At 67.4% G+C, this 14,943-nt stretch carries 14 protein-coding genes; 6 read left to right on the top strand and 8 right to left on the bottom strand.

Annotated features, from left to right (window positions below; genetic code table 11):
* The first annotated feature begins 6 nt into the window (after positions 1–6).
* Complete coding sequence (gene leuE, locus PV764_RS18780; protein ID WP_019184034.1) at positions 7–633, top strand: leucine efflux protein LeuE; 627 nt, start codon at positions 7–9, stop codon at positions 631–633.
* Between the two features lie 161 nt (positions 634–794).
* Positions 795–1,151, top strand: a complete 357-nt coding sequence (locus PV764_RS18775; protein WP_019184035.1) for a hypothetical protein — start codon at positions 795–797, stop codon at positions 1,149–1,151.
* Between the two features lie 10 nt (positions 1,152–1,161).
* On the opposite strand, the gene PV764_RS18770 is transcribed toward PV764_RS18775, so the two are convergent.
* Positions 1,162–2,061 carry a LysR family transcriptional regulator gene (locus PV764_RS18770; RefSeq protein WP_421117267.1) on the bottom strand — a complete coding sequence of 300 codons (900 nt, stop codon included), beginning with the start codon at positions 2,059–2,061 and terminating at the stop codon, positions 1,162–1,164.
* Between the two features lie 101 nt (positions 2,062–2,162).
* Here PV764_RS18770 and PV764_RS18765 point away from each other — a divergent pair, with 101 nt between their 5' ends.
* Complete coding sequence (locus tag PV764_RS18765) at positions 2,163–3,158, top strand: aldo/keto reductase (RefSeq protein WP_284128597.1); 996 nt, start codon at positions 2,163–2,165, stop codon at positions 3,156–3,158.
* A 267-nt stretch (positions 3,159–3,425) separates the two neighbouring features.
* On the top strand, positions 3,426–4,838 hold the full coding sequence (locus tag PV764_RS18760; protein WP_019184038.1) for an amino acid permease: 1,413 nt from the start codon (positions 3,426–3,428) through the stop codon (positions 4,836–4,838).
* A 130-nt stretch (positions 4,839–4,968) separates the two neighbouring features.
* Here the strand turns inward: PV764_RS18760 and PV764_RS18755 are convergent, their stop codons facing one another.
* Together PV764_RS18755 and PV764_RS18750 are read right to left on the bottom strand one after the other, a co-directional pair.
* The gene (locus PV764_RS18755; RefSeq protein ID WP_421117265.1) at positions 4,969–6,219 is read right to left on the bottom strand and encodes a dipeptidase; all 1,251 of its coding nucleotides are present in this window, start codon (positions 6,217–6,219) and stop codon (positions 4,969–4,971) included.
* Positions 6,220–6,338: 119 nt separating this feature from the next.
* The gene (locus PV764_RS18750) at positions 6,339–7,508 is read right to left on the bottom strand and encodes a class I SAM-dependent rRNA methyltransferase (RefSeq protein WP_421117264.1); all 1,170 of its coding nucleotides are present in this window, start codon (positions 7,506–7,508) and stop codon (positions 6,339–6,341) included.
* A 414-nt stretch (positions 7,509–7,922) separates the two neighbouring features.
* Between PV764_RS18750 and PV764_RS18745 the strand changes: the two genes are divergently transcribed.
* A complete protein-coding gene (locus PV764_RS18745; protein WP_421117263.1) occupies positions 7,923–8,882 on the top strand; it encodes a TerC family protein in 960 nt (319 codons plus the stop codon).
* Positions 8,883–8,979: 97 nt separating this feature from the next.
* The gene (locus PV764_RS18740; RefSeq protein ID WP_421117262.1) at positions 8,980–9,762 is read left to right on the top strand and encodes a rhomboid family intramembrane serine protease; all 783 of its coding nucleotides are present in this window, start codon (positions 8,980–8,982) and stop codon (positions 9,760–9,762) included.
* Positions 9,763–9,904: 142 nt separating this feature from the next.
* On the opposite strand, the gene PV764_RS18735 is transcribed toward PV764_RS18740, so the two are convergent.
* From PV764_RS18735 to rpmH, 5 genes are all read right to left on the bottom strand, one after another.
* Entirely contained in the window at positions 9,905–10,957 is a 1,053-nt protein-coding gene (locus PV764_RS18735; RefSeq protein ID WP_421117280.1) for a glycerophosphodiester phosphodiesterase, read from the bottom strand.
* A 134-nt stretch (positions 10,958–11,091) separates the two neighbouring features.
* Positions 11,092–12,435, bottom strand: coding sequence for a tRNA uridine-5-carboxymethylaminomethyl(34) synthesis GTPase MnmE (gene mnmE / locus PV764_RS18730; RefSeq protein ID WP_421117261.1), 1,344 nt, complete (start codon positions 12,433–12,435; stop codon positions 11,092–11,094).
* Between the two features lie 108 nt (positions 12,436–12,543).
* The gene (gene yidC / locus PV764_RS18725) at positions 12,544–14,241 is read right to left on the bottom strand and encodes a membrane protein insertase YidC (RefSeq protein WP_019184045.1); all 1,698 of its coding nucleotides are present in this window, start codon (positions 14,239–14,241) and stop codon (positions 12,544–12,546) included.
* Positions 14,241–14,732, bottom strand: a complete 492-nt coding sequence (rnpA, locus tag PV764_RS18720) for a ribonuclease P protein component (protein WP_019184046.1) — start codon at positions 14,730–14,732, stop codon at positions 14,241–14,243. Before rnpA ends, yidC begins: the two co-directional genes overlap by 1 nt.
* A 5-nt stretch (positions 14,733–14,737) precedes the next feature.
* Positions 14,738–14,878, bottom strand: a complete 141-nt coding sequence (gene rpmH / locus PV764_RS18715; RefSeq protein ID WP_006404565.1) for a 50S ribosomal protein L34 — start codon at positions 14,876–14,878, stop codon at positions 14,738–14,740.
* Between the last annotated feature and the right edge of the window lie 65 nt (positions 14,879–14,943).

The raw sequence follows: 14,943 nt of genomic DNA, 5'->3' as shown, positions 1-14,943 counted from the left end.
GCCGCCATGCCGTGGATGGGCATCCAGGATCTGTGGACCTTTGTTGCTGCCGTGCTGGTGTTCCTGGCCCTGCCGGGCCCGGGCACGTTCACCCTGCTCACCGCCACCGGCCGCGGCGGCGCGCGTGGCGGTTACACAGCGTTGTTCGGCCTGCTGCTGGGCGATCAGATCCTGATGTGGCTGGCGGTGGCCGGTGTGGCTGCATTGCTCAAGGCCAACCCGCTGGTGTTCCACGCGGTGCAGTACCTGGGCGCGGCCTACCTGGTATGGATCGGCATCGGCCTGTTGCGCCAGCCGCGCGCCCAGGGCGAGGAAGGCGGGATCCGCCTCACGCCGGGCCACTACTTCCGCCAGGCGGTGCTGATCAACCTGCTCAACCCGAAGGCGATCATCTTCTACATGGCTTTCCTGCCGCTGTTCATCGATCCGGCACGCCACCAGGGCGTGGTGACGTTCGCGACCATGGCACTGATCATCTTCGTCATGGGGCTGGCGTACTGCTCGGTGCTGATCGGGGTGGGCAACCTGCTGCGCCGTCGGATTCTCCAGCACCCGCGTGTGGGGCTTTGGCTGAGGCGGGTGGCGGGGGTGTTCCTGATCGGGTTCGGTGTGCGCTTGGGCGTCAGCGGCTGAGGCCTTGGCCGCCGTCTGTCGGCGTGCCGCGACAGCGCGCGTCGCGTTCGGCTGCAGATAGACGCCGTCATCGCGACGGTTGCGTTTCATTCAAACGTTGAGATTCCCCCGTGTCCCGGGGCAGTGTTCAATCGGCGCCATCGCCGTGTCGCGAGGATCCGATGGCCGCCCCGATCTACTTCGTGCAGCACCTCAGTGGCCATGACGAGCGCCTGCTCGGCATGCACACCCGCCGCATCGATCTGGCCCACCCGGCCGTCACCCGCATCCTCGCCGGCCTGCACCCGGTGGACCGGGTGGAACTGCGCGCCTGCCTGTTCGACTGCCAGGCCAGCCTGATGCTCGCGCTTCGCGATCGCATCGCGCGGGCCGAAGCCGCCGCCCAGGGCTGGCGGGTGTTCGATGCGCGCGGCGTGCTGTGCTGCAAGCGCTTCCCCGAGGATACGCAGGTGATCTATCCACAGGGTCATCCACCGCTGGATGGCTGGGCCGGCGCGCTGCTTTCCCCGGTGCGCTGACCCGCCGGCGTCAGCGCCGCATCGCCTCGCGCAGGTAATCGATGAACACCCGCAGCTTGGGCGCCATCTGCTCGCGCGCCGGGTAGTACAGATGGAAGCCGGCGAACGGCTCCTGCCAGTCCTGCAGAACGCATTGCAGGCGGCCGGCCGCCACGTCGCCGGCGTACAGCGCCTCGAACCCCTGCGCCAGCCCCACCCCTTTGCGCACCGCCGCCTGGATCAGGCCGGCATCGTTGAACACCAGCCGCCCGGCGACCTCGACCTCGAAATCGCGACCGTCGCGGGTGAACTCCCATGCCATCCGCCGGCCCGTGCTGAGCCGGTGCACGATGCACTCATGGGCGACCAGATCCGCCGGGGTCGCGGGCACGCCGTGCGTGGCCAGGTACGCCGGGGTGGCCACCACCACCTGACGCTCCAGTGGCCCGATCGGCACCGCGATCATGCCGCGCGCCAGGCTTTCGCCCAAGCGGATGCCGGCGTCGAAACCGCCGGCGACCAGATCGGTCAGCGCGGTTTCCACGAACAGCTCCACCTCGATCTGCGGGTAACGCGCCAGGAAACCGGGCAGGTGGGGCAGCACCAGCAGTTCGGCGGCGATTCGCGGCACGTTGATGCGCAGCTTCCCGGCGGGCACATCGCGCTGCTGGTCCAGATCCTCGAAGGCCGCATCGATGCGGGCCAGGCCCTCGCGCACCTGCGCCAGGAAACGGGCGCCCTGCTCGGTCAGGCCGACCCGGCGCGTGGTCCGCTGCAGCAGCCGCACGCCAAGGTGCGCCTCCAGCGCGCGGACCGTCTGGGAGAGCGCCGAGGGCGACACCCCCAGCTCATCGGCGGCCCGGGTGAAGCTGGCATGGTGCGCGACGCGGGCGAAGGCGACGACGGCGGGCAGGGGGCGCTGGGCACTCATTGTGAAGGCTGGCTTCAAGGATGATGCAGGAGCGGCCAGTTTATCCACATAGTCCGCAGGAGGATGCTGGTCCTGTTCCTTCCCTTCCCCCGGAGTACTTCATGCAGACCCGCACCCTTGGCCATGATGGCCCCACCGTTTCCGCGCTCGGCCTGGGCTGCATGGGCATGAGCGCCTTCTATGGCGGCCGCGGCAGCGATGCCGACGCCACCGCGGTCATCCACCGCGCGCTGGAGCGCGGCGTCACCCTGCTCGACACCGCCGACATGTACGGCCCACACACCAACGAGGTGCTGGTGGGCAAGGCGATCGCAGACCGCCGCGACCAAGTGTTCCTGGCGACCAAGTTCGGCATCAAGCTGGAGCCGAGCGACACCGCCGCACGCAGCGTCGATGGACGCCCCGAGTACGTGATCGCCGCCTGCGAGGCCAGCCTGCAGCGGCTGGGCGTGGACCACATCGACCTGTACTACCAGCACCGCGTGGACGGCGAGGTACCGATCGAAGACACCGTGGGCGCAATGGCGCGCCTGGTCGAGCAGGGCAAGGTGCGCTTCCTCGGCCTGTCCGAAGCCTCGGCCGGCACGATCCGCCGCGCCCATGCGGTGCATCCGATCACCGCGGTCCAGACCGAGTACTCGCTGTGGTCGCGCGATCCGGAAGACAACGGCGTGCTGGCGACGGTGCGCGAGCTCGGCATCGGCTTCGTGCCGTACTCGCCGCTGGGCCGTGGCTTCCTGACCGGCGCGATCCGCAGCCCGGCCGATTTCGACGCCGATGACTACCGCCGCCAATCGCCGCGCTTCCAGGGCGAGAACTTCGACCGCAACCTGGCGCTGGTCGATGCGGTTACGGCGATGGCCAACGCCAAGGGCGTGAGCCCCGGGCAGCTGGCCCTGGCCTGGGTACTGGCGCAGGGCGAGGACCTGGTACCGATCCCGGGTACCAAGCGCCTGGCGTATCTGGACGAGAACCTGGGCGCGCTGCAGGTGCAGCTCAGCGCCGACGAGCTGGCCCGCATCGACGCCCTCTTCCCGGCCAATGCCGCCGCCGGCCCGCGCTATGCCCCCGCGGCGATGGCGACATTGAACCGCTGAGATCCACCGGCCGGATCGGGAGGCTCGATCCGGCCGATGCGGCCAGCAGCGTGCGCGGCCGCCAGACCGCGTTCGGCGACGATACCGGTGCCGTGGCCGATACCGGATGCCACTGTGATGAGTGCCAGGACTTTGTGCTGGTTTCGTCACCTTCGCCCCAGTCATGGCGACCGTGCGGCCGCTTACGACGCTTGGCAGTAGTAATGCTGCGCCGCGTTCGGTAAAACTCGCAGACTTGTCGTTCACAGTCATCCACCGCGAGGCCCCATGTCATTGCTCCGGCGCAAGTCCCTAGACACTGTCACCGTCCATGAAGCCGGCAGGCAACTGATCCCGACCCTGAGTTGGCCGCACCTGATCGCGCTGGGCATCGGCGCGATCGTCGGCACCGGCATCTACACCCTGATCGGTGTCGGCGCGAACCTGGCCGGGCCGGCGGTGTTGATCTCGTTTGCCATCGCCGGCGCGGTCTGCGCCTGCGCGGCGCTGTCCTATGCCGAACTGGCCACGATGATGCCGGCCGCCGGCAGCGCCTACACCTACAGCTATACCGCGCTCGGCGAGATGGTGGCCTGGGTGGTGGGCTGGAGCCTGATCCTGGAGTACTCGCTGGTGGTCAGCACGGTGGCGGTGGGGTGGTCCGGCTACGCGGTCGGCTTCCTGCACGGCTGGGGCATCGACCTGCCCTTGATGCTCACCGCCGGCCCGCACGTGGAAGGCGGCTTCATCAACCTGCCGGCCGTGCTGATCACCTTCCTGGTGGCCGGCATGCTGATGGCCGGGACCAAGGAGAGTGCGACGCTCAACGCGGTGCTGGTGGTGGTCAAGATCATCGCGCTGACCGTGTTCGTGGCGATCGCCCTGCCGCACTTCGATACCGGCCACATGGAGCCGTTCATGCCGTTCGGCTTCGTCAAGTCGCTGGGCGCCGATGGCGTCGAGCGCGGAGTGATGGCGGCCGCGGCGATCATCTTCTTCGCGTTCTACGGCTTCGATGCGATCTCCACCGCGGCCGAAGAAACCAAGAAACCCGAGCGCGACCTGGCGATCGGCATCATCGGCTCGATGGTCGGCTGCACCATCATCTACGTGCTGGTGGCGCTGGCCGCCGTGGGTGCGATGAGCTACACGATCTTCGGCCAGAGCGCCGAGCCGCTGGCGCTGATCCTGCGCGAACTGGGCAGCCCGGGCGCGGCCAAGTGGATCGGCGCGGCGGCGGTGATCGCCCTGCCGACCGTGCTGCTGGCCTTCCTGTATGGCCAGAGCCGCATCTTCTTCGTCATGTCGCGCGATGGCCTGCTGCCGCGTGGCCTGTCCAAGGTCAGCGCGCGCACCGGCACCCCGATCGCGACCACGCTGTTCACCGCGGTGCTGGTGGCCGCGCTGGCCGGCGTGGCACGCCTGGATGAAATCGCCGCACTGGCCAACGCCGGCACGCTGGCCGCGTTCACCGCGGTGGGCCTGTGCCTGGTGGTGCTGCGCAAGCGCGAGCCCAACCGCGTGCGCAAGTTCCGCACGCCGCTGGCCTACGTGGTCGGCCCGCTGGCGGTGATCGGCTGCGTGTACCTGTTCTTCAGCCTGCCGAGCACCACGCAGTTGTACTTCCTGGCGTGGAACGTCGTGGGCCTGATCGCCTACTTCGCCTATGGCCGCCGCAATGCGGTGCTGGGCAAGGGCTGAGCTATCGCGCCGGCCACCGGGCCGGCGATGAGATGACCGGGTGTGAAAAAGGCAGGCCCAAGGCCTGCCTTTTTCGTTGTTGGCAGCGGTGACGCCGCCCTGCCGGGCAGCGCGCGACGCGCCACTGGCCTCAGGGTTTCGCGGCCGCGGCCTTGGCGGCATGATCCTGCGCCTGCTGCATGACGCGCAGCAGGTTGCCGCCCCAGATGCCGGCGATCTGCTTCTCGGTGTAACCCTTGCGCAGCAGCCAGGCGGTGATCTTGGGCAACTGGCTCACGTCCTGGAGATCGGCCAGGCCACCGCCGCCATCCCAGTCCAGGCCGATGCCTGCGTGTTCGGGGCCGACCACCTTGAGGATGTGCTCGAAGTGGGCGAAGAAATCGTCGAGCGTGGCCTTGCGCAGCGGGATGCGCTGGTCGATTTCCTCCAGCCCCTTCTTCAGCGCGACCCCCTGCTGGATGCTCATGCCGTCGTAATCGGTGCCGAGCTGCGCCATCAGCGCCGTCTCGGCCGCTTTGCGCGCCTCGCTTTTGCCGGTATCGATCAGGTAACCGCCATAGGCGTTGACCTGGATCACGCCGCCGGCCTTGGCCAGCCGCTTCAGGCGCGCATCGTCGAGGTTGCGCGGATGGTTGTAGATCGCCTTGGCCGAGCTGTGCGAGAGCACGAACGGCACCGGCATGCGCTCGATCAGATCATCGAACACCGCATCGGAGGCATGCGATTGATCGATCACGATCCCCAGCCGCACTGCTTCATCCACCAGCGCCTTGCCGGCCGGGCTCAGGCCCTTCCATTCGGCGCCCTTGGGATCGGTGGCCGAATCGGCGAACTCGTTGTTGGCGAAGTGCACGGTGCTGAGCAGGCGCAGGCCGGCCAGGTGGTAGTAGCTGAGCAGCGTGGGATCGTCGACCAGCGGGCTGGCGTTCTCCATGCTGATGTAGACCACGCGCTTGCCGGCGGCCTTGATGCGCGCGGCATCGGCGGCGGTCAGCGCGAGCTGGAAGGTATCCGGATGCGCGGCGAGCATCTCGCGGATTTCCGTCAGCCGCAGCAGGCCGGCATCGCGGTCGTGCTGGTGCGCCTGCGCACTGCGGTCGCCCTGGTCGGTGTAGATGGCCCAGAAACCGCCATCCAGCGCGCCTTCCACCATGCGCGGGTAATCCACCTGCGACAGCGCGTTGTGGTCGTGCCGCTGGGTGATGTCGAAGCCGTCGCGGTGGAAGTTGGCCGGTGTATCGAGGTGGCTGTCCAGGGTCAGCAGCCGCTGCTGCAGCGTGGACGCCCTGGCCAGTTCCTGCGGGGTGAATTCGATCGCGTGGGCGGCCAGTGGCGTGCACAACGCCAGCGAAACCAGCAAAGACAGACTGCGCAACGTCATGACGCCTCACCTTGGATTGTAGAGCCACGCCATGCGTGGCTGGGCTTGATCTGGCCCGCGAAGCCACGCATGGCGTGGCTCTACGGTCCCGGGTTCAACGGGTCTGGCCCGGACAGACCTCAATCCACCACGCGGCAGAACACGGCCTTGAGGTAGCGCGATTCCTGCACGTGCGCCATGAACGGATGGTCCGGACCGGCGCCGGCCACTTTCAGGATCTGGATGGTGCGGCCGGCGTAGAACGCGGCGCGGCGCAGCATGTCCAGGAACTGATCCTCGGCCACCAGGCCGGTGCAGGAGAACGTGGCGAGCAGGCCGCCGGGCTTGACCACGCCGAGCGCCAGCTTGTTCATGTCCAGGTACTTCTTCAGCGCGGTGATGACCTGGTCGCGGTCGCGGGTCATCTTGGCTGGATCGAGGATCACCACGTCGTACTGCTCACCGCGGTTGGAGGCATCGCGCAGCCACGGGAAGATGTCGGACTGGATGAACTTCGGGCGCACGTTGTTGAGCTTGGCGTTGCCCTTGGCGATGGCGATCACGTCTTCATCGATATCGATGCCGACCACTTCGGCCGCACCGCGCGCAGCGGCATACACCGCAAAGCCGCCGGTATTGCAGCACAGATCGAGCACGGTCTTGCCTTCCACCTGCTGGCTCAGCCACTGGCGGTTCTCGCGCTGGTCAGCGAAGAAACCGGTCTTGTGCGCACCAGCCGGGTCGGCGCGGAACTTCACGCCGTACTCGGTGATCACCGACGCTTCGGTGGTGGTGTTGCCGTGGAAGTCGAAGCTTTCCTGCTTCTGCACGTGCTCGTCGGCAAAGCTGTGGAAACGGCAGCCCGGGAACTGTTCGCGCAGGGCCTCGTAGACCCATTCGCGGTGGCGGAACATGCCGGCGGCAAAGAACTCGACCACCACCAGGTCGCCATAGCGGTCCACGACCAGGCCGGACAGACCGTCGCCTTCGCTGTGGACCACGCGCCAGGCATCGGAGATCTGGTCCAGCTTGAGCACCTCACGACGCAGCGACACCGCCTGGGCGATCTTGCGCGAGAACCAGCCGGCGTCGACCGGGATGGCCTGATCGGTCTCCAGGATGCGCACGGCGATGCGCGAGTGACCGTTGTAGAAGCCACGCCCGATCCACTCCCCGTCTACGCCGACGACGTCGACGATGGCACCGGGTTTGGGACGGACGGCCGGCTTTTCTACCAGTTTCTGGAAGATCCACGGGTGGCTGGAGCGCCAGGCGTTCTTGAGGCGGACAACGGGGGCAGGGGTATTCATATGCGCATTGTAAACGGGAAGCCCGCAGCCCTCTGTACTGGCGGTGAGCACCACGACGCTTTGGTAGTGACGGCCGCCGGCCGTCAGCGCGGCAAACCCGGCCACGACGTGCTTCACGGCCAGCGGCCATCACGGCCTGTCGAGGTGTTTCGTTCAGCCGCGCCGGGGCAAGGAAAGGATTTGACGGCGGCCCCGCCACCCCGCAGAATCGGCCCCAGAAGGGGAGTAGCTCCCAGACGTTGTCGCCGTCAATTCGAGCCCGCAGGCTCCGGTGCAACGGCAGTCCCACCCATCGGGACTGCGAGCGAGACCTTCGCCGTATGGCGAAGCTCTGTCCCCGGATCCCCCCGATCCTCCGTTGCAGATCCTCGCCGTCCGGCTTGAGGCATTCTATTTTTCCAACGGACAAACCCAATGCAGACGATCGGTAATGTGTGGTTGTGGGGCGGCTTCGGCGCGGTGGTGATCATCGCGCTGCTGGTCGACCTCGTATTGATGCGACATGGCGGACCGCACAAGGTCACCTTCAAGGAGGCCCTGTGGTGGTCGATCGGCTGGGTCGTGCTGGCCCTGGCCTTCAACGGTGGCCTCTGGTACTACCTCAATGAGACCGCCGGCCAGGTAGTGGCCAACAAGGTTGGGCTGGAGTTCCTGACCGGTTACCTGGTCGAGAAAGCCCTGGCCGTGGACAACATCTTCGTGTTCCTGATGATCATGGGCTACTTCGCGGTGCCCGAGGAACAGCGCCAGAAGGTGTTGATCATCGGCATCCTGGGCGCGATCGTGCTGCGTACGATCATGATCTTCGCCGGCAGCGTGCTGCTGACCAAGTTCCACTGGCTGCTCTATGTGTTCGGCGCGTTCCTGCTCTTCACCGGCTGGAAGATGTGGTTCTCAGCCGGCAGCGAGCCGGATCTGGAGACCAACCCCGCCCTGCGCTGGATGCGCAAGCACCTGCGCCTGCTGCCCGACTACGCCGGTAATGCCATGAGCGTCATGCGCGATGGCAAGCGCTGGTTCACCCCGCTGTTCGTGGTGCTGATCCTGATCGCGGTGACCGACGTGATCTTCGCGGTGGACTCCATCCCGGCGATCTTCGCCATCACCACCGACCCGTTCATCGTGCTGACCTCCAATGTCTTCGCGGTGCTGGGCCTGCGGGCGATGTTCTTCCTGCTGGCCGGCATGGCCGATCGCTTCCACCTGCTGCCGTACGGCCTGGCCCTGGTGCTGGCCTTCATCGGCGTCAAGATGATGCTGATCGACATCTTCAAGATCCCCACCCCGATCTCGCTGGGTGTGGTGGCGGTGATCATCGCCGCGACCGTGGTGCTGAGCCTGAAGAATCCGCCGAAGGAAGGCGGCCACGCCTGACCGACCGTGCCGCCTGCGGGATTGTCCCGCAGGCGGTACCTCTCTCTCCCACGGCGTTGCCCTTGTGTTCATCCGGGGCGGCGCCATCCCTAAGGGTATGAACGCCAACCTGCCCCAGCCCACCGGCGCGCCGCCGGTCCCCTCCCGCAACGACCGTGGTGGTGTACTGCGGGCGTTCAACCTGAGCCTGGCCTTCGTGCTGCTGCTGGTGGCGGTGTATACCGCCCAAGGCCACTTCGACTGGCGCCCGTGGGCGGTTGCCCCGCTGGACAAGGCCGGCCTGCTCGGCATTCTCGGTGCACCGCTGCTGCACGGTTCGATCCAGCACCTGGGTGCCAATGCGGCGGCCCTGCTGATCCTCGGCACCCTGGCCGGCAGCGTCTATCCCAACGCAACGCTGCGCGCGCTGCCCCTGCTGTGGCTCGGTTCGGGGCTCGGTGCCTGGCTGCTCGGCGATCTGGGCAGCCGCCATCTCGGTGCCAGTGGCATCACCCACGGCCTGATGTTCCTGGTGTTCGTACTTGGCCTGCTGCGCCGCGACCGGCCGGCCATCGCCGCCGGGCTGATCGCGTTCCTGTTCTACGGCAGCATGCTGCTGACCATCCTGCCGCACGAGCCGGGCGTGTCCTGGCAATCGCACATGGGCGGTGCCTTCGCCGGCATCATCAGCGCACTGCTGTTCCGCCTCTCCGACCCGATGGCGCCGCGCAAGCGCTACAGCTGGGAGGACGAGGAAGAGGACGAGCTCGAGGCGGCGCGCGATGCCGACCTGGAGCCGCCCTCCCCGACCCGCGTGCCGGTGCTGTGGCAACCGCGCGAGGGCCACGACTTCGTGGTGCTGCCGTTTCGGCGGCGCGATGAAGGGTCATCGCTGGACTGACCGGCAGCGCCATCTGATTGCATGCCACGGTAGAGCCACGCCATGCGTGGCTGCCGTGCGCCGGATACTCCGATATCGCGCCCACCGAGCAAGGTCGGTGCGCGTAGCACCGATCATGATCGTACCGACCAACGGTCGGTACCTACCGGGTCGCCGGTGTCCCGTCCCCATCCACCGCACGCCGGCCCAGCGCCGGGTCATCGGTGAAGAACGCATCGATGCCGGTGGCCAGGTAGGCGCGCATCTCGGCGACCGAGCCGTCGGCATTGCGGGCATTCGGCTCGCCCTTGCGAAACTCCGCCGCCTGGAATTGGTTCTCCGGCCGGAACGTATACGGCACCACCATCAAGCCGGCCGCATGCGCATCGCGCACCAGCGAGGTCGGGGTGCCCAGCTTCCCCTGCGCGTCCAGTGGGATGACCATGCGCAGGCTCGGACCGATGCCATCGGCATAGGTGGCCACCTCGCGCAGCCCGGCCGGGGTGATCAGGTCGGCATAGCGCTGGCGGCCCTTGGCGGCCAGCACGTCACCCGGCTGATGCGTGGGATCGCCGAGCAGCTGCAGCAGGCGGATGTTGCTGTCGCGGCCGAGCTTGCCACGCAGGTAACGCAGGTTGCCGACCTCGAAGGACTGGATCGTCACCGGCGCCACGCGCGTGTAGGCGTTGCCCTGCAGCGCGGCGACCACCTTGTCTTCCATCGGCAGGCCGATGCTGGTGAAGTAGGTGCCGTGCTTGATCTCCGGCACCAGCCCGATGCCGCGGTTGGCGCGGCCGGCCTGCTGCACCAGGAAGGCGATGATCTCGTCCAGCGTGGCGATGCGGAACTGGCCGTCGAAGGCGGTGCTGCGCAGCTGCGGCAGGCGCTCGCGGGCGTACAGCGTTTTCAGCTCGGCCAGGGTGAAGTCTTCGGTGAACCAGCCTTCGATGCGCTCGCCGTCGATGGTCTTGACGGTCCTGCGGCTGGCGAACTCGGGGTGCGCGGCCACATCGGTGGTGCCGCCGATCTCGTTCTCGTGGCGCGATACCAGCACGCCGTCCTTGGTCATCACCAGGTCCGGCTCGATGTAGTCGGCGCCGTCGGCGATGGCCTGCGCATAGGCGGCGAGCGTGTGCTCGGGCAGCAGCGCACTGGCGCCGCGGTGGCCGTAGACGGCGGCCTTGGCCGGCGTAGGGGAAGACGATTCAGCGCTCATGGCCACCGATGGTGCCACGGCCAGCGACACCAGCAACACACACCCCCACAACGGCTTGGACACTTCAGATTCCTGTCGATAAAGAACCGGGTCAGTCTGCTGCAGGGGTGTGACAGCGCGAAGAAAGGCGCCGCCTACTTCCCGATGCAGAAGCTGGAGAAAATGCGCCCGAGCAGATCATCCGCGCTCATCCGCCCGGTGATCTCGCCCAGTGCCTCATGTGCCAGACGCAGTTCCTCCGCCGCCAACTCCAGGTGCTCGTGGACCAGCTCCGCTTCGGCGCGTTCGGCATGGCCGATGGCCTGACCGATCGCCTCTACATGGCGGGCACGCGCGGAGAACTCACCGTCCACGCTGTCACCGGCACTGCCGCTGGCCAGCGCGCGCAGGCGCGCGTGCAACTGATCCAAGCCGAGGCCGGTCGCGGCCGAGACATGCACCACGTCCGCAGGGACGTCGACCGGCATCGCGTCCAGCAGATCACTCTTGTTGTGGATCCACAGCTGCTGCGGCACGTCGGCGATGCTGTCGCCCACCGCGTCGCGGCCGGCCTGCGGATCGCGCGCATCGACCACCACGATGGCCAGGTCGGTGCGCTGCATCTCCGCACGCGCCCGGCGCATGCCTTCGCGCTCGATGGCATCGCCGCCTTCGCGCAGGCCAGCGGTGTCGACCAGGGTCAGTTCCAGGCCATCGATGCGGATGGTTTCGCGCAGGGTGTCGCGGGTGGTGCCGGCGATGTCGGTGACGATCGCCCGCTCGCTGCCGGCCAGTGCATTGAGCAGCGAGCTCTTGCCCGCGTTCGGCGGGCCCACCAGCACCGCGTGCAGACCATCGCGCAGCCTGCGCCCACGTTCGGCATCGTCGCGCAGCCGGATCAGTGCCTGCAGCGCGGTGACCAGGCCACTGCGTACCTGCGCGCCGCCGAGGGTATCGAGCGGTTCGTCGGCGAAATCGATCGCCGCTTCCACGTGGATCCGCAGCAGAACAAGCTGTTCTGCGACCTCGTCCACGCGGCGCGAGAGCACCCCGTCCAGCGAGCGGCGGGCCGCGCGCGCTGCGCGGGTATCACTGGCGGCGATCAGGTCGGCGATCGCCTCGGCCTGGGCCAGGTCGAGCTTGCCGTTGAGGAAGGCGCGCTCGCTGAATTCACCGGGCCGCGCCTGCCGCGCGCCCAAGGCGATGCAGCGCGCGACCAGCTGCTGAAGTACCACCGGGCTGCCATGTCCCTGCAGCTCCACCACTTCTTCGCCGGTGAAGCTGTTCGGGGCCGGGAACCACAGCGCGATGCCGTCGTCGATTACCTCGCCCGCCGCATCGCGGAAGCGCGCGTAGTGCGCGTGCCGCGGCTGCATCGCGCGCACGCCGATCGCCTCGGCGATGGGGCGCGCCTGCGGGCCGGACAGCCGCAGCATGCCCACGCCGCCCGCGCCGGGCGCGGTGGCGATGGCCACGATGGTGTCGGGGGCATGGGTCATGTCGGGCTCACTGCAGCAGGCGGGGAATCAGGGAGCATTCTACGGACCGCACGGATGCGCGGGCCGCAGATGCAGGAAACCCGCCTTGCGGCGGGTCTCCTGTGCAGCTTACTTCTTGGCGGTGACGACCGGCAGCGGGTCGCTGCCGTGGCGCTTGGTCATCCACCACTGCTGGAGCAGGCCCAGGCCACCGTTGACGACCCAGTACAGCACCAGACCGGACGGCATGAAGGCCATCATGACGCCGAACACCAGCGGCATCAGCTGCATCATCTTGGCCTGCATCGGGTCCATGCCCGGCGCCGGGGTCAGCTTCTGCGTGGCCCACATCACCGCCACGTTGATCACCGGCAGGATGAAGTACGGGTCGCGTGCGGTCAGATCCTGGATCCAGCCCAGCCACGGAGCCTGGCGCAGTTCCACCGATTCCACCAGCACCCAGTACAGCGCGAAGAAGATCGGCATCTGGATGAGGATCGGCAGACAGCCGCCCATCGGATTGATCTTCTCTTTCTTGTACAGCTCCATCATCGCGGTCTGGAACTTCTGGCGGTCATCGCCATAGCGTTCCTTGAGCTGCGCGATGCGCGGCTGGAAGCGACGCATCTTGGCGCCGGACTTGTACTGCACGGCCGAGAGCGGATACAGCACCAGCTTCAGCAGCACCACCAGGCCGACGATGGCCCAGCCCCAGTTGTCGACCACCTTGTGGACCTGGTTCAACACCCAGAACAGGCCCTGGCCGATGATCGCCATCAGCGAGAAGCGGCTGTAGTCGACCACGCGGTCCAGGCCCTTCACGTCTTCCTTGGCGATCAGGTTGACCAGCTTCGGGCCGACCCACAGGCGGGCTTCGGTGCTGACCTGCTGGCCCGGGGCCACGGTGAAGGCCGGGCCGCGCGCTTCGATCTGGTCACGGCCGTTGTTCTGCGCCAGCGAGTACTGCGCGGCCTGGTCGGCCTGCGGAATCCACGCGGTGAAGAAGTGGTGCTGCAGCATCGCCAGCCAGCCGCCGGTGATGGTGCGGTTGAGGTGGCCGTCGTCCAGGTAATCCTTGAACGCGCGACGCTCGTAACCGTCCTGCGGGCTGAACCAGGTCGCGCCGTTGAAGCTGAACGAGTCCGGGTTGGTCATGCTGCGCGAGAGGATGGTCGGGGTGCGGTCCAGGGTGCGGAACACGTAGCCGCTCCACGGGGCGCTGCCGCCGTTGACGACTTCATCCTTGACCGTGATCGCGTACTCGTTGCGACCCAGCGAGTAGGTGCGGCGGATGGTCACGCCGTTCGGGCCGGTCCATTCGAACGGCACGGTGACCTCGTCCTGGCCCTTGGCCAGCACGAAGTCGTGGTTGTCGCCGACCAGCTTGAAGCCGTTGGCGGCCGGCACCGGCATGGTCTTGTCTTCACTGATCCAGCCACTGACCGCGCGGTACGGGTGGGTAGCTTCTTCCGTCAGCAGGCGGACCGGCGGGCTGCCTTCTTCCTTGGTCTGGGGGAACTGCAGCAGTTCGGCGTCCAGCACCGTGCCACCGTCCAGCACCAGACGCAGCACGTCGGTGGTGATGGTCACGCGGGCCGGGCCGGCCTCGGTCTGTGCGGCCGGCTGTGCCGCCGGCAGGGAACCGTCAGCCTGGGGCACGGGTGCACCGGGAATGCTGCCGGCAGCCGCACCCGGCACGCTGGCCTGGGTGGTCTGGGCGGCCACGGCCGGGGTCGGCGGCGCGGCTTTGTCGCGGCCCCACTCCATCCACAGCAACACGGCCACCATCAGCCAGGCAAAAATCAGGAAAACGCGGGTCTGGTTCATCAGCGTGCAGGCTCGACGGGGCCGGCACGCAATGCCGGCTCGGACTGGGAAAGGGGTACAACGCCCAGGGGCGGCGGCATTGTGCCGTCCGCGCCCGGCATGGGCAATGCGCCAAGGCGGCGCAGCAGGCGTTCAAAGGCCTGGCGGATATCTGAATTGCTGGCGGTACGGGCGGCGCTGCGGGCAACGACGACGTAATCGCCGGCACTCATCCACGGCCGTAGGTGGCGTGTGGCATCGCGCAGCACACGCTTTACTCGGTTGCGACCCACGGCTCGGGGATCGACTTTGCGCGACACCGCAAGACCCAACCTGGCTGGCGTATCGCTCTTCAGCCAGTGCAGGGTCATCAGCGGATCGGACACACGGCGGGCGCCGTTGAAGACCGTTGTATATTCGGCACGCGTACGAACCCGCGCAGAGCGAGGAAATCGCTTGCGCGGGTCGGAACTGCTCACAGTCAGGATTGCGTCTGCCGCGGGAAGCGGCATTGCAATCAAGCGCTCAGGACTTTACGGCCCTTGGCGCGGCGACGCGACAGGATCTTGCGGCCGTCAGCGGTCTTCATACGGGCACGGAAGCCATGGTCGCGCTTACGCTTGAGGTTGCTGGGTTGGAAAGTGCGCTTGGTGGCCATGCGGGCCTCTATATGAAGGGGACGGAAAGAACCGGAAATTCTATAGACCTCATCGAGGTCCCGTC

The organism is Stenotrophomonas sp. AS1 (assembly GCF_048957655.1).
Taxonomy (GTDB): domain Bacteria; phylum Pseudomonadota; class Gammaproteobacteria; order Xanthomonadales; family Xanthomonadaceae; genus Stenotrophomonas; species Stenotrophomonas bentonitica_A.
This window is presented reverse-complemented; position numbering and strand designations above follow the sequence as displayed.

Coding starts and splice junctions, on each gene's coding strand:
- leuE (WP_019184034.1), top strand. CDS start 7: ATGCCGTGGATGGGCATCCAGGATCTGTGGACCTTTGTTGCTGCCGTG.
- PV764_RS18775 (WP_019184035.1), top strand. CDS start 795: ATGGCCGCCCCGATCTACTTCGTGCAGCACCTCAGTGGCCATGACGAG.
- PV764_RS18770 (WP_421117267.1), bottom strand. CDS start 2,061: ATGAGTGCCCAGCGCCCCCTGCCCGCCGTCGTCGCCTTCGCCCGCGTC.
- PV764_RS18765 (WP_284128597.1), top strand. CDS start 2,163: ATGCAGACCCGCACCCTTGGCCATGATGGCCCCACCGTTTCCGCGCTC.
- PV764_RS18760 (WP_019184038.1), top strand. CDS start 3,426: ATGTCATTGCTCCGGCGCAAGTCCCTAGACACTGTCACCGTCCATGAA.
- PV764_RS18755 (WP_421117265.1), bottom strand. CDS start 6,219: ATGACGTTGCGCAGTCTGTCTTTGCTGGTTTCGCTGGCGTTGTGCACG.
- PV764_RS18750 (WP_421117264.1), bottom strand. CDS start 7,508: ATGAATACCCCTGCCCCCGTTGTCCGCCTCAAGAACGCCTGGCGCTCC.
- PV764_RS18745 (WP_421117263.1), top strand. CDS start 7,923: ATGCAGACGATCGGTAATGTGTGGTTGTGGGGCGGCTTCGGCGCGGTG.
- PV764_RS18740 (WP_421117262.1), top strand. CDS start 8,980: ATGAACGCCAACCTGCCCCAGCCCACCGGCGCGCCGCCGGTCCCCTCC.
- PV764_RS18735 (WP_421117280.1), bottom strand. CDS start 10,957: ATGAGCGCTGAATCGTCTTCCCCTACGCCGGCCAAGGCCGCCGTCTAC.
- mnmE (WP_421117261.1), bottom strand. CDS start 12,435: ATGACCCATGCCCCCGACACCATCGTGGCCATCGCCACCGCGCCCGGC.
- yidC (WP_019184045.1), bottom strand. CDS start 14,241: ATGAACCAGACCCGCGTTTTCCTGATTTTTGCCTGGCTGATGGTGGCC.
- rnpA (WP_019184046.1), bottom strand. CDS start 14,732: ATGCCGCTTCCCGCGGCAGACGCAATCCTGACTGTGAGCAGTTCCGAC.
- rpmH (WP_006404565.1), bottom strand. CDS start 14,878: ATGGCCACCAAGCGCACTTTCCAACCCAGCAACCTCAAGCGTAAGCGC.